The sequence below is a fragment of the Olivibacter sp. LS-1 genome (genome assembly GCF_008245145.1).
GTDB lineage: Bacteria > Bacteroidota > Bacteroidia > Sphingobacteriales > Sphingobacteriaceae > Olivibacter > Olivibacter oleidegradans.
This window is the reverse complement of record NZ_CP041643.1, coordinates 5,017,017-5,040,106: the sequence shown is the minus strand read 5'-3', so window position 1 is coordinate 5,040,106 and position 23,090 is coordinate 5,017,017. Positions and strand designations below refer to the sequence as shown.

Genomic DNA, 23,090 nt, shown 5'->3' with positions numbered 1-23,090 from the left:
CAATAACTCAATTACCATTCGGCTACGCTGCCATCCTGATGCCTCCAAACCGGATTTTTCCAATTGTGCCCAATGGCAGCCATTTTTCTTACATGTTCTTCATTAATTTCAATACCTAGTCCCGGTTTGTCAGGGATGTTTACATAGCCCCCATCATATTCAAATACGGTTTTATCTACGAGATAATCGAGCAAATCACTTCCCTCATTATAGTGTATACCTAAACTTTGCTCTTGAATAAAAGCATTATGACAGGTAGCATCGACCTGTAAGCAGGCGGCAAGCGCTATTGGGCCGAGCGGGCAATGCGGAGCTGCCGCTACGTCAAACGCTTCTGCCATGGAGATGATTTTTTTGCATTCGGTAATACCGCCGGCATGGGAAAGATCAGGCTGGATAATATCAGCATACCCTTCTTTCAGCAAAGCCTTGAATTGCCATTTAGAAAACATCCGCTCCCCGGTTGCGATTGGAATAGCCACATGGTTGGCGATTTCTCGCAGATCCTCGTTATTCTCGGGTAGTACAGGCTCTTCGATAAACATCGGTCTATAGCGCTCCAGCTCTTTTGCCAATATTTTTGCCATGGGTTTATGTACCCGTCCATGGAAGTCGATCCCTATCCCAAAAGCCGGACCAACAGCCTCTCGTACCGCTGCAATCCTTGCAACCGCTTCGTCTATCTTATCATAGCTGTCGACATACTGGAGTTCTTCAGTGGCATTCATTTTTACCGCAAGAAAGCCTTGTTCAGCCATTTTTTTCGCTGCTAAGCCAACTTCTGCCGGACGATCGCCTCCAATCCAGGAGTAGACTTTCATTTTGTCTTTCGCTTTTCCTCCCAATAGCTGGTGAATAGGGGCATTATAAAATTTACCTTTGATGTCCCACAACGCTTGGTCAATACCGGCAATTGCACTCATTATAATCGGCCCACCGCGATAGAAGCCTGCGCGATATAGCACATTCCAATGATCTTCAATATGCATTGGATCTTTACCCATCAGGTATTCCATCAATTCGTCGACTGCTGTTTTTACTGTCGCCGCTTTACCTTCGATCACCGGTTCTCCCCAACCCACGATCCCTTCATCGGTTTCTATTTTTAAAAACAACCATCGTGGAGGTACCTGAAATAATTCATAACTTTTAATCTTCATCTGAATTGCTATTATACGTTAACTGCTTCTACAAATTTTCTAGCGGTATGGGTGAGGTTTAGCAGGTATTGGCCGGTCACTTGTTGCTTGGTATCCACGAGCGCACTTCCGATTCCGAAGCCTACGGCCCCTGCTTTTTTAAAGTTTGCAATATTATCGATCGTGATGCCACCGGTTGGGAGCAAAGGGATGTATGGCAGCGGACCGGCAATGTCTTTTAGATAAGATGGTGAAGTAGCCGGGAAAACTTTTATAATATCCGCGCCCATTTGGTAAGCTTGGTAAATTTCCGTCGCTGTATAAGCACCTGGAATGCTTACCCTGTTTAGGCTCTTGGTCGTCTCAATGACCCTCTTATCCAATATAGGAGAAAGAATAAAATGCGCACCGGCATGAATGGCATCTTTTGCCATCGTGCTATCCAGTACAGTTCCCGCGCCGATAATGAGCTTATCGCCCAGTTTATTGCTCACCTGCTCGATGGCAGCCAGAGGTTCGGTGGAATTCATGGTAATCTCTAATAAACGGATTCCCCCTTCATACAGTGCTTCCGCAATAGAGAGGATATCCTTTGGATCTGCTCCTCTAACAATCGCAACTAATTGATTTTCTTTAATGTGCTGCAGTATAGACATAAGTGCTGATGTTAGCGTATATAAGTGGAAATATTACAACGCGACCTAAGATAAAAAGAAAACCTTAAAAATGGGCGGTCATTTTTATTATAGATAACAATGTGGTAGAAAATGACTTAGTTAGCGGCTTGCTATATTATTTGGATGAGTATATAAATTGGTATAGGACTAGTGACATAAAAAAAGGCCTGAACATTGACGTCAGGCCTTCACAAACTACTTTTTTGGAATTATTTTTTAACAGCTTTCAAATCAAAGCCGATTTCAACGTCTTTGCTGATCGCCCAATTTTCAGGACTTCCTTCTGTTTTATAGTTGATACCCCAAGCGCTTCTATCGATCGTGAACTTTGCTTTAGCCGTCACTTCGTTTTCAGCTACCGTAAGTTGTGCAGGGAACGTTATATTGAGGGTGCTATCTTTTAACGTTAAATTGCCACTGACCAAATTAGTAGCACCGGGAAGCAAACTTTTTTGCTTGGTGCTGTCGTAAGGTGCTACAGCGGTGATGACAAATTTTGCAGCAGGATGTTTTGCGACGTCAAAAAAATCAGCACTTTTTAGATGACCTTCTAAATCTGTATGTTTTTTGCCCTCTTCGGTAACAGACTTAGGATCAACTTGCAGACTGGCAAGACTTACTTCCAAATCGCCTGCGGCTACCGTCCCGTTTTCAACGGATAATGAACCACCTGTAACCTTAATGTTTCCAAAACGAGGAGCTAAGCCGCCTTTATGAGTACCTTGCCAAGTGACCTGACTAGCGGTTGTATCGATGCTGTAAGAACTACCGGTTGCTGCCGCTGCTTCCTGTTTTTCCTCGGTTTTCGCTTGATCGCTTGTTGAACCACCACATGCTGCTAAAAGGAGCACGAGGGCGAATGCTGGGATAATTGTCTTCATACGCTATTTTTTTGTTTAAATGTCTACAAAAATAGTAGATTGGATTGATAAATAAAATAGCTGCTAAAATAATAAATGTTTAAACATCAAATGATCGTGCATTTGCATTTTACGTGCGCTGCTATATAAGGGGTAGCAACGCACGCAAACGAACTATTTAAACAAAGACATAACAAAAGCTAGTGTGAGTTTTGTTTCTCTCGCGATTTCGTCATAGGAAAATCCATCTTTTTTCATTCCCTTTGCAACGGCGATCAGTTCTTTTACGCCTGGTTTTTTGATAAGTATTTCACTATTTCCCTTCAATGATAATGTTGTGGAATTCATAGCGCAATTGTTTTATGTGTGATGGGGTAAAGGTAGAAACTCTAATAATAATAATTTGTTAAATGATGTTATATTGGATAATCCTGACAATTTAATGGGAAATTCTTCGCTAATTCTTTGTTTTGTATTATTAATCTGTGCCATGTTAGCCGTTCTCACGAAAAAGCTAACGGTTTCTGCTGCCGGGCTAGCCTCTTGTATCGGCTTGTTGGTTTTTTATGCTATGGGAATCAAGGAATTGTTGATGTTATGCTTATTTTTTGGCCTTGCCGTATTGGCAACTTCACATAAGAAAATAGATAAAGCGCGGTTACTTGCCTTATCTAAGCATGAAGAAACACGGGGAGCGGGACAGGTGTTTGCAAATGGAGGTGTTGCCGGATTGCTAGCAGTTTTATGCTTGATAGATGTGTCGCATACCGATGTCTATAAAATCATGATGGTCGGCAGTCTTGCAGCGGCATTGGCAGATACTTTGTCTTCCGAATTAGGTACCCTTTATGGCCGTTCTTTTTATAACATGTTAACTTTCAAACACGACATCCGAGGTGAAGATGGTGTCGTCAGCGTGGAAGGTACCTTGATAGGACTTATGGCTTCAGCTTTAATGGGGATTGTTTATGCAGGATTGAATAAAGTAGCCGTCTTTATCGCTATTGCGGGTTTTTTAGGTAACCTGTTCGATTCTATTTTAGGTGCGAGTTTGGAAAGAAAGCAATATTTGGGAAATAACGGCGTAAATTTTCTTAATACGCTTCTGGGAGCTTTGATGGTACTCTTCTTTTTTTGTTAGTGTAGGATTAATTGCTGATATAAATAAAATTCAATAGTTTTATAATCGCAAAAAAGATAAACTATGTCATATAACTCAACATTTTTAGGATTGCTTTCCGGATTAGCATTATCTGTTGCCTCTTGTAGTTCTTCAGCCAATAAGAACGGCGGACCGGTAGGCGCGGATACAACCAGCTTACCACCGGTAGAGACGGGTTCACCGAATAGCGACTATAAACCAGCTTTCGCGGGACAAACGCGTATAGGCGCTGTAAAAACAAGCACTCCTTACGAGGTCACCGTACTCAACAAAGAATTGAAAAATCCTTGGGGTATCACCTGTCTACCGGATGGAAGGTTTCTGATTACTGAAAAAGGTGGTACGATGCGGATTGTTGCAAAAGACGGTAAAATCAGCGAGGCCATTACGGGCTTACCTAAGGTTGATGCAAGGGGACAAGGTGGTTTACTGGGGCTAACAATAGACCCTGACTTTGCAAATAACCGGATGGTTTATTGGGTTTTTTCAGAACCTAAGGCCGGCGGCAACTTGACAGCAGTTGGCAAAGGTAAGTTAGCTGCTGACGAAAAGACAATTGAGCAGGCGCAAGTCATTTACGAAGCGACACCTGTTCATGATGGAACATTACATTATGGTGGTCGTATTCTCTTTGATAAAACAGGTAATCTCATCGTGAGCACCGGCGAGCGTTCTGATCTGGAAACAAGACCTCAAGCCCAAGACTTGAAGTCGGGCTTAGGTAAAATTCTTCGAATTACAAAGGACGGTAAACCTGCTCCAGGTAACCCCTTCGAGGGTAAGGGGGATGCGCGCCCTGAGATTTATTCATATGGCCATAGAAATGTGCAAGGCCTAGCTTTTCATCCTACGACGGGCGATCTTTGGGAAACCGAGTTTGGACCAAGGGGAGGTGATGAAGTAAATCGTATTCTTCCAGGTAAAAACTATGGTTGGCCGATTATAACCTATGGTATCGAATACAGTGGGAAAAAAATTGGCGATAGCATTCAACAAAAGGAAGGTTTAGAGCAGCCTATTTATTACTATGACCCTGTAATTTCACCCAGCGGCATTACCTTTTACAGCAGCGACGTGATTCCTGAATGGAAGGATAACCTATTTATCTCCGCCTTGAGTGGTGTGCACATAGCTCGTCTTGTTATTCAGGATAATAAGGTAGTTGGAGAGGAAAGACTGCTAGCCGATCAAGCGCAACGTTTCCGGGCAATAACAGAAGGACCGGACGGTGCCCTGTATGCAGTTACTGATTCCGGATGGTTGTTTCGAGTAGGTAAAAAAGCAGGCGAATAAAACCCTGACCGACAGTATAAAAAACAAAAGGTTCCTTGTTAAAAAGAACCTTTTGTTTTTATGTGGCTACCAAGCTCACTCGTCATAAAATAACTCCGGATAGCTTTCCCGTTCGTACTGATGGAGATGCCGCTCCGCTACTTCCCTAAAGCCAAGCGCACCTAATCTTTCTATGTTTTGTTTTAAGTAGATGATTATCCGATCTCGAGTATAGACTTCTCGTCGGTGGCTTAAAATCGTTTCCCACGTCAATTTAGGATAAATACGTTGAAGATGCTCCTTTCGGTTAATATAAGGATTGAATTTATCCGCCTGTAATAAGTAAAAATTTATCTCTTCTTTCATTTGTTTGCTAACATTATTAGCAAAAATAGGTAAAGATAAGTTTGCTTGCAAGTTGGCTTAGCAGCAACATCAAATAGAGTCGGTACTCAGCGAATCCTTTGTTGTCAACTCGTCCGTCGGTTGGTCATTGCGCATATTGTTATCGTTAGTCGTAGGCGCTTCTACGGTATCTCGATAAGAATCACCTTCCGTTTCGTTTTCCTGGCTATTTTGTCCACAGCCAATAATCGATAAAAATAAACAAGCTGATAGTGTTGCGAATAGCTTTTTAAGATTTTTCATAATAGAAATAATTTGTTGCTTAACTTAACAGTCATGAGGTGATATTGTTTAGTCAAGCAACAAATTTGAAAAATCGCCGCCATGCAAAGAATTAGAGTTCTTCTTCTCTTTCCAGCATTAAAATGGCCCCTTGTGGAACAATGAAGTATTTTTCACCCTGATACAAGATCTCGGTGGAGCCGTTTACCAAGAAAATTGCTAAATCTCCTTCCTTCGCCTGTAGGGGGATATATTTTACCTTCTCTTCTTGTGGCTTCCAAGCATCATCTTCATCAGCGGGTACGGGAATAGCATAACCTGGCCCTGTTTTTATAACATAACCCTGTTGCACCTTTTCCTTCTCCTGAACCCCGGGTGGTAGATAGAGCCCGCTTTCTGTCCGCTCATTAGGTTTCGCCGGTTTTACCAGCACCCGATCTCCTACAACAATCAACTTTTTCAGTTTATTATTTTCTGTCAAATGAATGGTCATCATGCAAAATCAATCCTTTTTTCGAGCCTCAGCAAAAGCTGTGCAACAAGGATGGAAGATGTCATATTGACATTACTAAATATTGTCTATCCGTTTTGATGGCAGTATAATTATAAGGAGTGCGTTTTCCGGCGTCATTTCCCAAGAAAGTCGTTAATCAAAGCGACAAAGAAGACGGGCATATTGCTTGTTTTATTTGGCGCACAAATTTCCCCTAGATAATCACCGTGCCCACCAGGTAGAATGGCCAGTTGTGCATGCGGTAACATCCGGGAAAGTTCAAGTGCGTGCTCGGTACGAATTACATCCGTATCGCCATTCACGACAAGCACAGGAACCTGAATGCTCTTTATTTGCTCATCGCTTATATCTTTAAATGCAAGCATTCTAGCCTTATCCCGCTCAAACATGGCTTGTAGCCCCTTTGGGTCAGGATTAATAGCGTAATAGGCGTCTTTCAATGGTTGTGGCATATTATCAAGTGTTGCTTGCTCCATACCCTCAAAAAAGCCGGGTTGCAGTCCGCCGCGCTTATAATTGGAAGAGGCCACAATAAGCTTGTCTACTAAATCGGGGTGTCGTATAGCAATTTGCAAGCAGGTGGTACCTCCGTTGCTGAAACCCATAAAGCTCGCTTTCTTAATGCTCAGCTGCTTTAAGAGTGCCGCCACGTCATCTGCATCCTGTTCGAAACTGAGTGGCCTATCGATATCAGTAGTGTGCCCATGTGCCTGTAGCTCTACTGCAATTACTTGATGTGCTTTGGCAAGTTCGGGTAAAATGCGGCCGAAAGTAGTTGCAATGGTTGATCCTCCTCCATGTAATAATACTAAGGGATTGCCTTTACCATGGATTTCATAAAACATTTTCAGGCCATTTACTTGGGCATAACTGCCAATTTGTGTTTGTTGAGCTTTCATAGATAAAAAAACTAGCATTAATAATGTAATGGTTGGTAATCTACGTGTCATGATGAATGTAAATATTGAACGTAAATTTAAGTTGAATTAGTGAATGTGAGCACTCGAAATGCGGCAATATCCGGGTATATAGCGACAAGTTATAACCGTTTGCTAAACCAAAACGTGTTTCACCAGTCTAACCAGTAACAATCGAATCAATTATGAACAAAAAGCTATTTTTACCTATTTTATTGAGTATGATGTCCTGCGTCGGCACATCTTATCTTGGAGATCGATTTAATCCGACGATGCATATGGATGTTTATTATGCAAGCAAAGACGTTAAAAAAGACTATAAAGTTATCGGACATATATCTTCGAAGGTTTTGCTCAATGAAGAAGTGGCGAAGCGGAAAATAGTTGAAAAGGCTAAAGCTGTCGGTGCAGATGGAGTTATTATTCATGGCATTGAATATACAGGCGGCGAAGATGCTGATTCATACTATAAGGCAGAGGCAATTCAATACAATAATTAGACTATGATGATCACGTACAAAGAGTATACTGCAACCAGCTTTCATGTGAATTATTGTGATACTTGTGTCGGTTTTATGAAAATTAGGTCGTTTTGATTCGACATTGATATTTCTAAATCATCTTACATTTCTTTATAAAGAACTTAATTTGTTTTTGTTTGTTGTATATTAGGTGTACAATAAATCCAAATTATGATAAGTTTTCCAATTCCTGAAAACGAGAAAGAGCGCGTGCAGGCGCTGAGAAATTATGATATACTTGATTCACTTGAAGAGGAAGACTTTGATAGCATTACTGAAGCGGCTAGTTTGATTTGCGACACCCCAATTTCGCTTATATCACTTATTGACGAAAACAGACAGTGGTTTAAATCGAAGAAAGGTATCGATACGGTTGAAATGAGCCGTGATATTTCCTTTTGCCAGTATACCATTTTAAATGACAGCGTTTTCCAAGTAAACGATACAGCAAAAGATAGCCGATTTGTTCATAACCCACTCGTTACAGGAGATCCAAATATCGCTTTTTACGCAGGTTACCCGTTAATTGATCCTCGCGGATATGCATTGGGAGCATTATGTGTTATCGATAAAAAGCCGAAAGAATTAAACGAAAAGCAGAAAAGACTTCTTGAGCTTTTGGCTAAGCAGGTGGTTACTTTAATACTTGAGAGAAAGAATACCCAAGAAGCAAAGTACTTTTCTAAATTGTTTGACATATCAAAAGATTTGATCAGCTCGGTCACCTCCGAAGGCATCATAAAAATGGTGAATCCCGCTTTCCAAGACCTTTTAGGTTGGCGAGAAAGCGAGTTGCTCGGAAAGAAACTTTTAACGTTTGTTTATCCGGATGATATCAGGAAGACAGAGGACGAACTTTCGGATAGGCGATCCGGAAAGAACACCATTCATTTTACTAATCGTTTATTGGCAAAAGACGGATCTAATCGAACGATCCAATGGTCTGTAACTCCTAATATCGGAGAAAATGAGATTTTCGTCGTTGGTCGTGATATGACGGAAGAAACGCTAAAGAATCAAGAGCTAGAGATAAGCGAAAATAAACTTCGTTCTTTTTTTGAGAATTCTCAGGGCCTGATGTGTACACACGACTTAGCGGGCAATATTTTGTCGGTCAATCAAGCAGGTGCTGCCATACTAGGATATAAAAAGGAAGAAATTCTAGGAATGTCCTTATTCGATTTAGTTCCACCCTATCATCACGAATTTCTGAAAGGATATTTGAATCGTATCAAATTAAATCGCAAAGATACAGGGCTTATGAAAACGCTTCATAAAGACGGACAGCCCTTGTTTTGGCTCTATAATAATGTGTTAGAACAAGACGCAGAAGGTAACGATTACATTATTGGAAATGCGATTGACATGACTGAGCGTTTGAAGTTGGAGGGTGATCTCAAGAAGACGAAAGAAATGTTGGAGCAGACCAACCGCGTCGCGCGGGTTGGCGGCTGGGAGGTAGATTTAACGAATAATAGAATTATATGGTCGGATGTTACAAAAAGTATTCATGAAGTCGCAGTCGATTATGAACCGACCATTGAACAGGCATTGGCCTTTTATGAAGACGAGAATCGTGCGTATATAGAAGAAGCATTTCAAGAAGCCGTGACGAAAGGCATACCTTATGACTTAGAATTACAGTTACGCACCGCAAAGAAACGATTGATTTGGGTCAGAAGCCACGGACAACCCGAAATGATAGAAGGTGTATGCAAACGGATTTTCGGTACTTTCCAAGATATAGATCAAAAGAAGCGGGCAGAAGTTGCATTAATAGAGGAAAGGGCCAGGCTTCGAACGTTCATTGAGCATGCGCCGGCGGCTGTAGCAATGTTAGACAAAGATTTAAGATATATTGCCGTCAGCAAACGATGGTATGAAAGTTATCATTTAGCAGATGTGAGTATTATTGGCAAATCACATTACGATGTTTTTCCGAATCTTCCTGACGATTGGAAAGAAATTCATAAAAAATGTCTGAATGGCGAGGTGCATAAAAAAAATGACGATGTCTGGACGCCACCGGGATGGGACCACGAACAACACCTTATTTGGGAAATCAGACCTTGGCGTCACTTTAATAATGAAGTGGGGGGACTGGTTATGTTTACGCAGGATATAACAGAAAGTTTTGAAAAGAGCGAGGAATTGCGGAAGGCAAAAAAAATAGCGGAACAAGCCAGCAAAGCTAAATCTGAATTTCTTGCTAACATGAGCCACGAAATAAGAACGCCTCTCAACGGTGTGATTGGCTTTACTGATCTGATATTAAAAACTTCATTAAATGATACGCAGAAACAGTATCTCACGATCGTTAATGATTCTGCAGTTTCGCTTTTAGCGATTATTAATGATATCCTTGATTTTTCTAAAATCGAAGCGGGTAAACTGGAGCTGAATTCTGAAAGAATAGACTTATTTGACTTGAGTGAACAGGTAATAAACGTTATCACCTACCAAGCTCAAAAGAAAGGATTGGAATTAATTCTCGATATGTCTCCTCATCTTCCGCGTTTTATCTGGGCGGACGATGCACGATTAAAACAAATACTTATTAATTTACTGGGTAATGCCGTCAAATTTACAGAAATAGGAGAAATAGAACTGAAAATAGAAGAAGTACAAATAAGCGCCTCAGATAACAAAACTACTTTGCGGTTTTCCGTAACAGATACGGGTATCGGTATTCAACGAGACAAACAACATGAAATTTTTGAGGCTTTTGCCCAAGAAGATAGTACTATTACTAAGAAATATGGGGGAACAGGTTTAGGTCTTACTATTTCCAATAAATTGTTAGCGTTAATGGGCAGTCATCTGCAGCTGGAAAGCGAGGTCGGGATTGGAAGCACGTTCTTTTTTAACTTAGAAACGTCGTTTGAGCTTGGAGATCCTGCAGGAAATGGTGATTTAAACGACTTGCAATCTGTTTTGATCGTAGATGATAATGATCATAATAGGATGATACTGGAACGGATGTTGGCGTTGAAAAATATTCATTCTGAATCTGTTAGTAATGGCTTCGATGCCCTGCAAAAATTATACGACAATAAAAAATATGATTTACTGATTGTAGACTACCAGATGCCGATTTTAGATGGCTTAGAGGTAATTAGAAAAATACGACAGAGCCCAAAAGCGGAATATTCCAACATTCCAATTATTTTGCTATACAGTTCATCTGAAGACGAAGATATTGTTAAACAATCAAATGAATTAATGGTAACACGGGTAAGGAAACCGATTAATACGAAAGAGATGTACGAGGCTCTTAAGCGAACGCAAAAGATTGATGTCGTAAATGGTGAAGAAAGCGATCGGTTGCCATCTAAAGCTGTCGTTCGTCCTTTTAATGTGCTTATTGCCGAAGATAATGCGGTTAATATGTTGTTAACGAGCACAATTATCGAACGCATTGCCCCACTTGCGTCAATTGAAAAAGCTGAAAATGGTTTGCTTGCGGTAGAGGCCTGCAAAGTCAAAATGCCAGACCTTATTTTTATGGACATTCAAATGCCCGAACTTAATGGAATAGAAGCAACACGTAGCATTCGGTCTTTGCCCTCCGGCGTTGATGTTATCATAATAGCACTTACTGCCGGCAATGTGAAAGGGGAGATGGAGAAATGCTTAGATGCCGGGTTTAATGATTTTATCGCAAAACCTATTGTGGAAGCAGATATTGAGTTAAAGATCAAGACCTGGCTTTTTAAGGAAAAAACAGATGAGATAACGGTCGATTTACACGTCGATTATCATATGATGGACGACTACGCCGCTGGCGATGAAATGTTTAAAAGGGAATTCATAAAATTGACCATATCTGAGTTAGAAGGTACCGTCAAGAAAATAGAACAAGCTCAAGAAGAACAAGATCTTCAGTCTTTAAAAAAGATAGGGCATAAATTGCTAGGAACCTCAAGAACGGCCGGTTTGCTTCTTCTGAATGAACTTGCCGAGGAACTTGAAAGGGTTGACAGTATAGTAGAAATTACTCGGCAAGACTTGTTGCGCAAGATTTTTGAAGAAATAAAAATAGTAAAGAAAATAATTGGAATTACACCTTTTAACTAGTAGCTGAATGATTATTTTAATTGCAGAAGATGACGAGTTAATACGGAAAACTCTTGAATTCAGGCTGTCAAAGGAAAACCATCAAATAATTTCTGCCATCGATGGAAAGGATGCCCTTGAGAAAATAAAGGAAACACTCCCCGATCTGGTTATCACGGATATTATGATGCCTTATGTTTCGGGTTTAGAAATAGTGACTGCCGTTCGCGCCATAAAAGAAAAAGCGATACCCATTATTATTCTTTCGGGATTAGGCCAAGAAGAAGTTGTTTTGGACGCTTTTAAGTTGGGTGCTGATGATTTTATTGTCAAACCGTTTAGTCCAGGAGAGCTTATTCTTCGTATTAAACGTTTTACCGTTGGACGCTAAATAGAATTCTGTATTAATTATGCAGTTGAACGAAACACTTCTTGGCTTACCCATTATTGATTTCTTTTGGGCAACTCTCGTGATGGTAAGTCTTCTCTTCCTGGTTTTTATTGTCATTTTGTTTTTTTTGATTGAAAAAAACCGTGCTGCAGATTTAAGGAAATCTTGGCAACAGCTAATAGCCATCGTAATATATGAGGCAGCATCCGCTGATATTCCATTGCAGCCACCCTCGGCGCTAAATGACCATTTAACTAATCGAAGATTTAGAAAATACTTAGCAAGAAGTTTAGTGAATGCGGAAAAAAGTCTTTCAGGTATTGCAGCGTCCAATTTAAAGGTAGTTTATAAACAACTGAGGTTAGACAAAGACAGTACAGCAAGGTTGTCCAGCAGGCATGCGCATATTGTGGCTTCCGCTATACAAGAATTAAGTGCCATGCAAATCTCGGAAGCGGAACCCGAAATTGTAAGTTTGGTAAATCATTATAAGGACATTATTAGATTAGAAGCACAGTACGGCTTAGTTAGGTTGAAGGGGTTCCAAGGGTTGGCTTTCTTAGATGATTTGCAAAATCCAATTTCAGATTGGCAGCAGCTTAAGCTGCTAAGTGCGATCGGGCAATTACCACTTAATGCAGCACATCATGTTCAGTGTTGGTTAAATTCGGATAATCAGAGCGTTGTTATATTTGCATTGAAGCTTATTGCAAAATTTCAATTACTTGAACTCCATGAAAGCGTCTTATTAAAAATTTCGGCATCTTCAATAAAAGTACAAATGCAGTCGCTGAAAACGCTAGAACGTATTTCTCAAGAAAATACAGCGGCTGCTGTCATTGAGGTTTATGATAACGCATCTGACGCATACAAAATGCGGGCTATTCGTGTCTTAGAGAATATTGCAGGCATAAATGAACTAAATTTTTTATTACATGAATTCTATAATAATGACAACAGTAAAGTTAGATTAGGTGCAGCCCGAGCTATTTTAAACTGTTCCGCAAAAGGAGTTGCTGTCCTGGAAGAGACCAAGAAGCAACTCGATGAACCAGCTAAAACAATTATTAACCAAGCTATGGAAGGACATTATTAATGAACTGGCAGTTGTTTTTTTATGAATTCTTTACGTTTGGAATCCTACTTTATGCCATATTATTATGTTTAGTGTATTTATGGATAGGGCTTTTTTCATTGGGTGCGATTATAAAGCATATGCGTAAAAATAGCTTTACGGACTATCGTCTCTTAGCTACTTCTACTAACGCTCCAAGCTTTAGTTTATTGGCTCCGGCGTACAATGAATCAGCCACTATTGTAGAAAATGTACGTTCCCTTCTTTCCATTCATTATGTCAACCTGGAAATTATTATTATCAATGATGGAAGCAAAGATAACTCTTTGCAAAAATTGATTGATGCGTATGAACTTTTTAAGGCAGATTTTTACGTCGATTATGTATTGCCAACGAAGGAAGTTAAGGGAGTGTACAAAAGTAAGAATCCCGCATTTAAGAAGCTATTAGTCGTTGATAAAGAGAATGGTGGAAAAGCAGATGCTTTAAATGTGGGGATAAATATCGCAAGTAACGACTATGCAGTATGTATAGATGTAGATTGCATCTTAGAGCAGGATGCTATCTTGAAGCTGGCGAAACCTTTCATGGAAGAAACAGATAAACGGACAATTGCTTGTGGTGGTATTATCCGATTGGCTAACGATTGTAGGATAGAAAATGGTAAGCTTGTTGAAGTAAAGCTGCCAAAAAGTTGGTTAGCTCGTTCCCAAGCATTGGAGTATATTCGGGCTTTTTTGCTGGGAAGACTTGCCTGGAGTCGTGCAAATGGCTTGTTGCTAATATCGGGTGCATTCGGGGCATTCGATAAAGAAATCATACTCAAGGCAGGTGGCTATGATCATGGCACAGTTGGAGAAGATATGGAGTTGGTTGTCCGAATGAGGCGCTATATGGAAGAACAGAATGAAGCGTACCGTGTTGTTAATATACCTGACCCTTTATGCTGGACGGAAGCACCGGATAGTTTTAAGATTCTTAGTCGTCAACGTAATAGATGGATGCGTGGCACAATTGAGACCTTATGGAAACATAAGAAATTATTTTTTAATCCGAAATATGGCATTACGGGTTTAATTAGTTATCCATATTGGTTTTTATTTGAATTTTTAGGGCCGATAATAGAATTTATAGGGTTTATAGGTTTTTTTGTTTTCCTCATACTGGGATTAGTTGATTGGCCCGCTTTCTTTATTTTGCTCGGTTTCGTCATGGTGTTCGGCGTTCTCTACTCTATTTACGCCATCTTGGTTGATACTGTAACCTATCGTGTTTATAGAAGGAATACCGATGTCGTAAAATTAGTGTTAACAGCTATTCTAGAACCTTTCTTGTTCCATCCTTTTGTGGTATTATCTGCAGTCCGGGGACTCCGTGATTATTTACTCAAGAAAAAAGCCTGGGGAGATATGACGCGACGGGGTTTTAATGCCAAGCAGGCGTCTCAACACTCATCAGCAGCTGAAACGTCATCCCAACGTTTTAACATGCTGGTATCCCCTTATATTAATTTATCTATTGTTTTTTTAGGGCTGTTATTGATCGCTAGCTTCATTGAATTTATCGTTTATACACAGCAATTTGGTCCATTATCAAATGGTGGTGTACTTTTTGCGCAAATGCTTTTCAATCAATTTTTATTTTGGCTTTCGGCAAGCTTCTTTGGTTTTATAGTTTTTTACATCCTTCGTTTTATCTCCTCGAAATGGGCCTTAATTGTAACGGCCGGCATTTTTGTACTTATCCTTTTAGTACAAACTATTCTTGTTCAATATTTTCTTGTATCGCTTGTTCCATTAGGTGCTGATATTTATAGTTACTCATCGTCTGAAATTAAACAAACAATCGGTTCATCCGGCGCAATCAATGTTGTCAATGTTCTAAAGCTACTTATTGTCATCTTTGTCGGTATTGCATGTTTTAGTTGGATAAAGTTGAGAAAGATGTGGTCTATGGCATTTATCGGTTTCTTTTTTGTCGCGGGAATAGGGTCGTTTTTAGTCAATTCGGATAAATTATTTAGAGACCATTGGTCGACTAGCGATTTTGAAAAGAGCCTCGTAACCAATAAATCGAACTATTTTTATAGACAAAGCTACCTAAATTATTTTCCTGGTGGCCTTTTACAATTTAATAATGAACAGACATCGGTAGGAGATATGGAAGTTTCCGTTAAGGAATACTACTATTTAGATCCACTGAACTACCCTTTCTTAAGAGTAGACGAAACGGAAGATGTACTAAGTCCCTTTTTTCGCAAAAGCGAGAAAAAACCTAATATTATTATTCTTTTAATGGAAGGATTTGGTCGGGCATTCGTTAACGAGGGGGCTTATTTAGGCAACTTTACGCCATTCTTGGATTCCCTTGCTAAACAGGGGCTTTACTGGGAAAATTGCCTAAGCGCAGGTGGGAGAACTTTTGCCGCTCTACCATCGGTATTGGCATCGTTACCATTTGGAGAACATGGCTTTTTGGAGCTGGGCGAACAAATGCCCTTACATTATTCATTGTTGAACGTACTACAGAAAAATGGATACCACAGCTCATTTTATTATGGAGGGGATGCCTCGTTTGATCATATGGACATCTTTTTGAAGAAAAATGATTTATCCGAATTGAATGATGGGAAAACGTTTCCGCCTAGCTATAAAAAATTACCTGCTTCAAATGATTTCAGCTGGGGATATGATGATCAATCGCTATTTAACCATTTTTTAAAAAGCCGGAATGAGAATGATAAGCAACCACAAGTAAGCGTGCTTCTATCCGTTTCAACACATAATCCTTTTCTTATCAATAACCCGGATTTTTTTGCAAAACGATTCGACGAACGACTTGCTGATATTACCTCTAATCCGCAACAGCGTATTGAATTAAGGCGATATGCTTTACAACTCACAAGTGTGTTGAATGCAGACGATGCATTAAGATCGTTTTTTATGGCCTATCGACAAAGGAACGATTACAATCAAACTATTTTTATTATCACCGGCGATCACAGAATGCCCGAGATACCTATGCGTACAAAAATAGATCGTTATCATGTTCCGTTAATTATATATTCGCCGCTGTTGAAACGCACTGCAAAACTGACCAACATTGTTAGTCATTTAGATATAACGCCTTCACTACTCCGTTTTCTAAATAAGCAATATTCCATACAGATTCCCGAAAATGTTACCTGGTTAGGGAACGGTTTGGATACCTTGTCAACTATGGTAAGTGAACAGAGCTTGCCACTAATGCAGACGAAATCACAATTAATCGATTTTGTTATGGGTAAATATCATCTAAACGAAGAGTCTTTATACATGTTTACGGAGGGGCTGGATGAGGAAGTTGTTCAGGACAGTCGTATTCGGGATGAATTGCGTGCGGCCTTTCATCGATATAAAGAGAAAAACGATCGATTCATAAAGAACAACTCGTTGCTTCCGGATTCACTATTGCGTTTCATTAGCGGCCCACTTCCAAATCATTAAAACCGCTTTTGATAGGAGATACCGATATCTAGCTGGTTCCCTTTGATGGTAGGCTGGTATTCTTGCCTGAAAAAGCTTGCGTTCACATTAAATATATGGAGGTTTTTCACTGAGAAATTGTATTCAAGCATTATTTTGTTGGTACGTAGTTTATAGGCTTCCTCCAAAAGGACGTTTGTATTTTTATCGTCCGGTGATATACCCGTGCCGATAGCGGCACCGAAATAGTCGTTCGCTCCCCCGATATAATAACGGGTGGTGAATGTATAAGATTGCGATATGTCTTCATTATCAGGAGTAAGATAGGTACGAAAATTAAACCAAAAGTTTCTAAAATATTTTCCTACCGATGCGGTATACATCCAAGTGGCGTCAGTAAAATAAAGTTGTCTATAACCAATCTCGGCCTCAAAGCTTTTCGGTAAATTGGCGTAAAGTGAGGCGCCCGTACGATATTTGGGAAATACTCCGACATCGCCCGAGTATCCCGCATTTAGATACATGTAGAACATTTTTGAAATTCTGGGATAAGCTTCTAGTTCATATTGAAAACCATTGGTTTTGAAACGGTTTGCATAATTCAGTTTGGCTATAACCGATCCGAATTTCGTTTGTCTTTTATAGCTGATACCGGCCAAATGCCAGGGATCATCAAATTGTTTATTAAAATGGACAAAATTATAGACAATACCTATCGCATTTAATGCACTGTTGTCTGAAATCCGTGCCGCCAATGCTCGGGCTTCAGTATTTTGGTTGTTGATATTCAATAGATTACCAATCACTTGCTCGGCCTCTCGATAATTTTTTTCAGCATATAATATACGGGATTTTAGTAATAACAAATCTTCAGAAGAAGCGTTTATGGTTAAACCTTGATTAACTAGGTTTAGCGCTTTATGATTATTATCGTTCCAGTACTCAAGCGAGGCGTAAGCCAAAAAAAGATCTTCCGATGTTACGCCTCGCAAAAGGATGTTTTCAAATACGTTTCTTGCGCTGTCCGGTTGATCGGTCCAAGTATATACCCGACCTAAGAAAATGGCAACATCCGTATAATCGGGCGATTGAGCTAACGCCCTTTTTGCCAATTGTTTAGCCTTCTCATAATTTTTTTGCTCGAAAGCTGCATTCCTTGCTTCGGTGAAGAGATCGTCAGATGTTTTCGTTTGAGCAAAGGCAAAAAATGGCATCAAAAGGATTGATACTAAAAGATGGACCCTCATACAGTGCATGAAACTTATTTTTAGTTTATTGTTTTATGAATAATAAACATAAGCATTCTAATTGATATTTCTTTATGAAATTCTCTTCATGAAAATACCAGACTAGAACATCTATTTATTGTAACATCATTTTTAAGTTCTTTGTTTAGGTCTATAAATAATTAATACTAGTGGATATTGAAAATAAAAGCAAAACTGTTGTTCACCAATGCAACCATTTTAATACCCTTGCGTCTTTTTATTAGCTAATGTGAAAAGTAACTTGTTCGGTTAACCGATTGAATCTGGTTGTTTACCGATGATTTGCAATGGTTAACGGAAAAACAGTGGCCATTTGCGTTGACGCTATCTATTTTTACGCTAATAATTGACCTGAGCGATATATGATGAAAACCGATACTATTTTACATAATTTAAAAGCCAGTCATATGAATCAACATTCGATGGATGTAAAAGCTATTCAGGAAGCCAACCGCTCGATTTACCAGGCGTTTGAAACCTTAGATTTCAAGGCTGCAGGCGAGCATCTCACCGAGGATTGCGATTATATAACGTTTAACGGGATGCATCTTAAAGGAAGGGCCGCCTATGTACGGGCCCACAAAGAGCTGATGAACAATTTTATGTTCAAAGGAGCTAAGTTGGAAGGGGATATTACCGATATTCGTTTTCTCAATGAAAAGACTGTTGTCGTTATAGCTAGAGGAGCCATTAAATTTAGATGGCAGAAGAAAGTGGCACCCAATCGTTTATCGATTAATACGTCTGTATGGGTGCGTGATCCCTCTGGGAAATGGAAAATGACCGCCTTTCATAATTGCCGCATTCAAAAAATGGGATGGTTTAGTAAATGGTTGATGAAAAGAAAATAGTGGCGAAATAAGTAGCTGTTTGGCTGCAAGATACATGGTATCTAATCGTGATTGATCCGTAACGACAGATTCCGACACTCGGCCGATTTTACTTCTTTTCTAAATCTTTTAAATATTGCGTAGGCGTTTTACCAAACTCGTTTTTGAAAGCTTTGGTAAAATAGGATTGAGTTTGTATTCCGACCCGGAACATAACTTCTGCAATCGGTAGATTATCGTACACCATCAAGTGAGCAGCCTGCTTCATTCGTATAGAACGAATAAAATCACCTATCGATTGATTGTGAATCATTTTAATTTCCTGATAAAGTTTGGTGCGACTCATGCCGGTTTCTTTACAAAGAAAGGTAATATCCAGCGCGGGATTGGATAAATTGTTTTCAATAATTTTTACAATTTTCTGTGTAAAAGCGCGGTCTTTTTGTCTATGTGCCTTTTCGAGCGCAACGAGCTGGCTGTTTTTTGCCAAGCGTCTTTTGATACTTGCACGCTGCATAAAAATATTACGGATGGTTTGCTGTAAAAAAGCCATATTCAAAGGTTTCGAAAAGTAGTAGTCAGCCCCGGCTTCTACGCCGGCAAGGTGAGCATCCTCGTCTTGTTTGGCAGTAAGTATGAGGAAAGGAATTGATTGTGTTTCCGGATTCGATTTAAGTCGTTTACATAACTGAACCCCATTCATTTTTGGCATCATCACATCGCTTATGATCAGATCCGGCAAACGTTCCTGCAAAAAGTCGAGAGCTTCTATGCCATTGGTAGCCTCCCAAATCTGATAGCTGGAACCTAATTGATCTTTGATAAAGGAACGTAATTCATCATGGTCTTCCACCAGTAAAATATGCGGGGCCTTTTCCTCAGCAGTTCGTATAGGGCGTTTACTCTTTTTCTTGTTTTGTACGGCAGACGTCGTTTGAATAACTATATCAGTTGAGGATGCAGCCGCTTGATGATTAATTTCATGTTCTTGATAATCTTCCCGATCACATGGAATTGCAACCATAAATTCAACTCCTTGGTCGGTTTCACTGCTAACTTCGATATAACCTTTATGTAGCAAGGTCAAACTCTTAACAAAGGCTAATCCTACGCCTGAGCCAATATGGTAATCGGCGATGCGATAATATCGTTTAAATAGATGCTGCAGTGAACTTTCGGAAATACCTATACCGTTATCTTTCACCACAAAATATCGATACGCTTTAGCAGGATAAATGGGTGGGATACGTAATTGATGCGGATAGGCCGGATGATGCTCATTTATACTTTTCAATAACTTAACGTGAATGTTGCCTTCTGTACGCGTGTATTTGAAGGCATTATTGAGAATGTTAAGCATAATTTTATCCAGCATGGTTGGGTCAAACCATGTTAAATCATCGTCATCTGGCAGCTGTACCGTGAAGGTGATTTGGTTTTGTTTGGCGATAAGAGTGAAATCTTCGGCTATCCGGCGTACGTGCTCACTCATATCACCCGCTCGTACATTCAATTTAAACCCACCGGTTTCTACTTGACGGAAATCCATCAATTCATTAATTAAACCCATCAATCGTTTAGCGTTGCGATGAATAAGCTGATAAACCTGCAGTTTTTTTCCGGCACTTTTTTCCTCATGCAATAGATTTTCAATCGGTCCCAGAATTAAAGAAAGGGGCGTGCGAAACTCATGGGATATATTGGTGAAAAACTGCAACTGCAACTGGTGCAATTCTTCCTTCTTTTGGTCTTCCAACCGTTGCCTATGTTTTTCTCGAGTTATCCTAATATACTGAAAGAGGAGCACAGCTAAAAACGCCAAGCCGCAAGCTCGGAACCACCAGGTGGCCCAAAAGGGTGGTTTTATTTCGATGAATAACTTTTTCTCGTTTTCGTTCCATACACCATCATTGTTAGATGCTTTGACGCGAAGTATATATTTCCCCGGATTGAGATTCGTATAAACCGCTTTGCGATCATTCGTACGAATCCAATCGCTGTCAAAACCTTCTAATTTGTACGCATACTGATTGTTGGCAGAAGCTATATAATTAAGAGCAGAAAACGTAACTGAAAAACTGGATTGTTGATGCCTTAACGAAATACGGTCAACAACACTGATATCGACAGGCAGGGGTGATCCTTTTTCGCCTACCTCTACTTTCTTATTAAATAGTTCGAATGAAGTAAAATACAGCGGAGGTTTTACCCTATTTTCTGCCAATTTATCCGGAACAAATCGATTGAAGCCATTAATACCGCCAAATAGAAATGAACCCTCGCGGGTTTTTAAGTAAGCTCCTGCCTCAAACTCTAAATCCTGCAAACCATCGTTCATATTGTACCGTCTGTAATTTTGGTTTTCCGGGTGATATTTTACTAGTCCATTGGTGGTTGACAGCCATAAATTGCCTTGTTCGTCTTCGAGTATGCCCTTAATGTATCCTTGCGATAAGTCAGAAGATGCAGGATTGGGTAGGAATTGTTTTTTATTTTCGTCAAAAAGATACAGTTTATCGAGTCCTAACCACAGTCGGCCTTTACGATCTTCATGGATAATGCGTACATAAGGATTCTTTTCCCAGTTATCCAGGTAATGTATAATTCTTCCTGATTCAGGCTGATAGCAATTTAAGCCGCCATCATCCGTTCCAAACCATAATTGGCCATGCTTATCTTCTTCAATGGCCACGACATTGTTGCCTTTGAATACGTTCTGTAGATTGTTTCCATACGTGAAGCGCGAAAATGTACCTTTCTCCGGATCAAAGCGGTTAAGTCCACCGTAATAGGTAGCCACCCAAAATTGTCCTCGAGCATCTTCGAAAATTTCATGCACAAAATTGGAAGTGATGGAAGCCCTGTTATTTTCGTCGTGCAGGTAACGTTTGAAAGTACCCTTTTCAGGATTAAAAAGATGAATTCCGCCACCCCAAGTACTTACCCATAATCGTCCATTGCGGTCTTCCATGATATGAAGGACCGCGTTAGAAGCTAGACTTTGTGAATTTTTCGGATCATGACGATAATGGGTAAACTTCTTCGTTTTAGGATTGAATAAGTCGAGGCCGCCTCCGTCCGTTCCAACCCAAATACGCCCTTTACTATCTTCGCAAAAGGCGGTGACGTCGTTATAGCCAAGACTTTCCCTATGGGCGGTTCTTCTGAAAAGTTCAAATTTCTTAGCATGCGGACTGTATAAGTTAACCCCGCCTCGATGGGTGCCGATCCAAAGGTTTCCTTGACGGTCTTCAAAAAGAGCTGAGATTGTGCGCTGCGAAAGGCTGTTGGGATTATCCGGCTCGGCAGTATAATGGCTCCACTCTTCCGTTTGAGGGTTATATTGACTTAGTCCACCGTTAATACTGCCAACCCAAAGTCGACGCTGTTGATCTAGCAGTAAGGCCCGGATCAGGTCGCTGGTGATGCCACCGTTGATGCCCTCGTGATATCGGCGCTCTTCGTAGCGAAGAAGCTGTGTATTAAATGAATAAACTCCTTCGTTATTGGTACCCAGTAAGATTTGATGGTTAGCATCTTCCACGATGGCTAAAATATCCAGCCCTTTATCGTGCGGGATCTGACAGAAAATGCCTTTTTTTGGCTCCAATAAGCTGAGCCCCCGCTGCGTTCCGATCCACAGACGTTGCTTTTGATCGACGTAAAAACAACGGATAAAGTCGTCAACAAGACTTGCTTTATGTGCTACTTGGCGGTATGTAATAAAATGTCCAGTCCGCTTGTCCAAACGATTCAATCCTCCTCCAAATGTGCCAATCCATAAGGCACCGCCTACTTCCGTTATGGCGCTAATGCGATTGCAACTAATAGCATACTCTCTATTGTCACTACTTTTAAAACGTTTAAATTGATTCTTTGCGCGGTCGTAATAGTTCAAACCGTTTAAAGTCCCTATCCATAAGCCACCGGTTTTATCTTCATAGATGCAAGTAATGTAATTGTCACTAAGCGAATGCGGGTTGTTGGGTATGTTGCGATAAGAAATCACTTCATATCCATCATAGCGATTGAGCCCATCTCGAGTGCCGAACCACATGAAGCCCCTAGCGTCCTGAAATATACATTCAACGGTATTATTGGAAAGTCCTTGGAAGTGATTAATGTGTTGAAAGTGGAGGCCGTCTTTAGCCTTTAGGTAATAGGGATTACCAATCATGCAGTAGAAGAATAGTATAAAGAGGGCGTACCACGAAATCCGTTGATATAATTGAACAGTCTGCATTGATTAGGTGCTGGTTATTATTACGAATCTAAGGAAATAATTTCGGTATTGGCTATAGCGTATCACACTTTTCT

General features: G+C 40.2%; 18 protein-coding genes. 8 read left to right on the top strand and 10 right to left on the bottom strand.

Annotated features, from left to right (window positions below; genetic code table 11):
- Positions 1–11: 11 nt before the first annotated feature.
- The 4 genes from dgoD to FKG96_RS26825 form a co-directional block, all read right to left on the bottom strand.
- The gene (gene dgoD / locus FKG96_RS20855; RefSeq protein WP_013667806.1) at positions 12–1,160 is read right to left on the bottom strand and encodes a galactonate dehydratase; all 1,149 of its coding nucleotides are present in this window, start codon (positions 1,158–1,160) and stop codon (positions 12–14) included.
- An 11-nt stretch (positions 1,161–1,171) separates the two neighbouring features.
- On the bottom strand, positions 1,172–1,795 hold the full coding sequence (locus FKG96_RS20850) for a bifunctional 4-hydroxy-2-oxoglutarate aldolase/2-dehydro-3-deoxy-phosphogluconate aldolase (protein ID WP_130858481.1): 624 nt from the start codon (positions 1,793–1,795) through the stop codon (positions 1,172–1,174).
- A gap of 230 nt (positions 1,796–2,025) precedes the next feature.
- Positions 2,026–2,697, bottom strand: coding sequence for a YceI family protein (locus FKG96_RS20845; protein WP_130858480.1), 672 nt, complete (start codon positions 2,695–2,697; stop codon positions 2,026–2,028).
- Between the two features lie 153 nt (positions 2,698–2,850).
- Positions 2,851–3,024: a hypothetical protein gene (locus FKG96_RS26825; protein ID WP_013667803.1), complete on the bottom strand. Its 174-nt coding sequence runs from the start codon at positions 3,022–3,024 to the stop codon at positions 2,851–2,853.
- Between the two features lie 94 nt (positions 3,025–3,118).
- Between FKG96_RS26825 and FKG96_RS20840 the strand changes: the two genes are divergently transcribed.
- Both FKG96_RS20840 and FKG96_RS20835 read left to right on the top strand, forming a co-directional pair.
- On the top strand, positions 3,119–3,817 hold the full coding sequence (locus FKG96_RS20840; protein WP_256377666.1) for a DUF92 domain-containing protein: 699 nt from the start codon (positions 3,119–3,121) through the stop codon (positions 3,815–3,817).
- Between the two features lie 63 nt (positions 3,818–3,880).
- A complete protein-coding gene (locus tag FKG96_RS20835; RefSeq protein ID WP_013667801.1) occupies positions 3,881–5,131 on the top strand; it encodes a PQQ-dependent sugar dehydrogenase in 1,251 nt (416 codons plus the stop codon).
- A 75-nt stretch (positions 5,132–5,206) separates the two neighbouring features.
- Here the strand turns inward: FKG96_RS20835 and FKG96_RS20830 are convergent, their stop codons facing one another.
- From FKG96_RS20830 to FKG96_RS20815, 4 genes are all read right to left on the bottom strand, one after another.
- The gene (locus FKG96_RS20830; protein ID WP_130858478.1) at positions 5,207–5,476 is read right to left on the bottom strand and encodes a hypothetical protein; all 270 of its coding nucleotides are present in this window, start codon (positions 5,474–5,476) and stop codon (positions 5,207–5,209) included.
- A 69-nt stretch (positions 5,477–5,545) separates the two neighbouring features.
- A complete protein-coding gene (locus FKG96_RS20825; protein ID WP_130858477.1) occupies positions 5,546–5,758 on the bottom strand; it encodes a hypothetical protein in 213 nt (70 codons plus the stop codon).
- A gap of 91 nt (positions 5,759–5,849) precedes the next feature.
- Positions 5,850–6,233 (bottom strand): co-chaperone GroES family protein, encoded by a 384-nt coding sequence (locus tag FKG96_RS20820; RefSeq protein WP_013667798.1) that lies wholly within the window; start codon positions 6,231–6,233, stop codon positions 5,850–5,852.
- A 131-nt stretch (positions 6,234–6,364) separates the two neighbouring features.
- Entirely contained in the window at positions 6,365–7,150 is a 786-nt protein-coding gene (locus FKG96_RS20815) for an alpha/beta fold hydrolase (protein ID WP_242627404.1), read from the bottom strand.
- A 203-nt stretch (positions 7,151–7,353) separates the two neighbouring features.
- On the opposite strand from FKG96_RS20815, the gene FKG96_RS20810 reads away from it, so the two are divergent.
- From FKG96_RS20810 to FKG96_RS20790, 5 genes are all read left to right on the top strand, one after another.
- Positions 7,354–7,668: a hypothetical protein gene (locus FKG96_RS20810; protein WP_130858475.1), complete on the top strand. Its 315-nt coding sequence runs from the start codon at positions 7,354–7,356 to the stop codon at positions 7,666–7,668.
- Between the two features lie 192 nt (positions 7,669–7,860).
- On the top strand, positions 7,861–11,766 hold the full coding sequence (locus FKG96_RS20805; RefSeq protein ID WP_149105987.1) for a PAS domain S-box protein: 3,906 nt from the start codon (positions 7,861–7,863) through the stop codon (positions 11,764–11,766).
- A 7-nt stretch (positions 11,767–11,773) separates the two neighbouring features.
- The gene (locus FKG96_RS20800) at positions 11,774–12,136 is read left to right on the top strand and encodes a response regulator transcription factor (protein ID WP_130858473.1); all 363 of its coding nucleotides are present in this window, start codon (positions 11,774–11,776) and stop codon (positions 12,134–12,136) included.
- Positions 12,137–12,155: 19 nt separating this feature from the next.
- Positions 12,156–13,232, top strand: a complete 1,077-nt coding sequence (locus tag FKG96_RS20795; protein WP_130858472.1) for a hypothetical protein — start codon at positions 12,156–12,158, stop codon at positions 13,230–13,232.
- Between the two features lie 119 nt (positions 13,233–13,351).
- The gene (locus FKG96_RS20790) at positions 13,352–16,696 is read left to right on the top strand and encodes a sulfatase-like hydrolase/transferase (RefSeq protein ID WP_207303821.1); all 3,345 of its coding nucleotides are present in this window, start codon (positions 13,352–13,354) and stop codon (positions 16,694–16,696) included.
- Here FKG96_RS20790 and FKG96_RS20785 read toward each other — a convergent pair.
- Complete coding sequence (locus FKG96_RS20785; protein WP_210421324.1) at positions 16,693–17,931, bottom strand: YaiO family outer membrane beta-barrel protein; 1,239 nt, start codon at positions 17,929–17,931, stop codon at positions 16,693–16,695. The genes FKG96_RS20790 and FKG96_RS20785 overlap by 4 nt on opposite strands.
- A 419-nt stretch (positions 17,932–18,350) precedes the next feature.
- Here FKG96_RS20785 and FKG96_RS20780 point away from each other — a divergent pair, with 419 nt between their 5' ends.
- Entirely contained in the window at positions 18,351–18,794 is a 444-nt protein-coding gene (locus tag FKG96_RS20780; RefSeq protein ID WP_013667795.1) for an SgcJ/EcaC family oxidoreductase, read from the top strand.
- A gap of 88 nt (positions 18,795–18,882) precedes the next feature.
- Here FKG96_RS20780 and FKG96_RS20775 read toward each other — a convergent pair whose 3' ends face one another.
- A complete protein-coding gene (locus FKG96_RS20775) occupies positions 18,883–23,016 on the bottom strand; it encodes a hybrid sensor histidine kinase/response regulator transcription factor (RefSeq protein WP_149105986.1) in 4,134 nt (1,377 codons plus the stop codon).
- Positions 23,017–23,090 lie beyond the last annotated feature (74 nt).

Coding starts and splice junctions, on each gene's coding strand:
- FKG96_RS20800 (WP_130858473.1), top strand. CDS start 11,774: ATGATTATTTTAATTGCAGAAGATGACGAGTTAATACGGAAAACTCTT.
- FKG96_RS20810 (WP_130858475.1), top strand. CDS start 7,354: ATGAACAAAAAGCTATTTTTACCTATTTTATTGAGTATGATGTCCTGC.
- FKG96_RS20830 (WP_130858478.1), bottom strand. CDS start 5,476: ATGAAAGAAGAGATAAATTTTTACTTATTACAGGCGGATAAATTCAAT.
- dgoD (WP_013667806.1), bottom strand. CDS start 1,160: ATGAAGATTAAAAGTTATGAATTATTTCAGGTACCTCCACGATGGTTG.
- FKG96_RS20790 (WP_207303821.1), top strand. CDS start 13,352: ATGCGTAAAAATAGCTTTACGGACTATCGTCTCTTAGCTACTTCTACT.
- FKG96_RS20845 (WP_130858480.1), bottom strand. CDS start 2,697: ATGAAGACAATTATCCCAGCATTCGCCCTCGTGCTCCTTTTAGCAGCA.
- FKG96_RS20825 (WP_130858477.1), bottom strand. CDS start 5,758: ATGAAAAATCTTAAAAAGCTATTCGCAACACTATCAGCTTGTTTATTT.
- FKG96_RS20840 (WP_256377666.1), top strand. CDS start 3,119: ATGGGAAATTCTTCGCTAATTCTTTGTTTTGTATTATTAATCTGTGCC.
- FKG96_RS20835 (WP_013667801.1), top strand. CDS start 3,881: ATGTCATATAACTCAACATTTTTAGGATTGCTTTCCGGATTAGCATTA.
- FKG96_RS20780 (WP_013667795.1), top strand. CDS start 18,351: ATGAATCAACATTCGATGGATGTAAAAGCTATTCAGGAAGCCAACCGC.
- FKG96_RS20805 (WP_149105987.1), top strand. CDS start 7,861: ATGATAAGTTTTCCAATTCCTGAAAACGAGAAAGAGCGCGTGCAGGCG.
- FKG96_RS20775 (WP_149105986.1), bottom strand. CDS start 23,016: ATGCAGACTGTTCAATTATATCAACGGATTTCGTGGTACGCCCTCTTT.
- FKG96_RS20815 (WP_242627404.1), bottom strand. CDS start 7,150: ATGAAAGCTCAACAAACACAAATTGGCAGTTATGCCCAAGTAAATGGC.
- FKG96_RS26825 (WP_013667803.1), bottom strand. CDS start 3,024: ATGAATTCCACAACATTATCATTGAAGGGAAATAGTGAAATACTTATC.
- FKG96_RS20820 (WP_013667798.1), bottom strand. CDS start 6,233: ATGATGACCATTCATTTGACAGAAAATAATAAACTGAAAAAGTTGATT.
- FKG96_RS20795 (WP_130858472.1), top strand. CDS start 12,156: ATGCAGTTGAACGAAACACTTCTTGGCTTACCCATTATTGATTTCTTT.
- FKG96_RS20785 (WP_210421324.1), bottom strand. CDS start 17,931: ATGCACTGTATGAGGGTCCATCTTTTAGTATCAATCCTTTTGATGCCA.
- FKG96_RS20850 (WP_130858481.1), bottom strand. CDS start 1,795: ATGTCTATACTGCAGCACATTAAAGAAAATCAATTAGTTGCGATTGTT.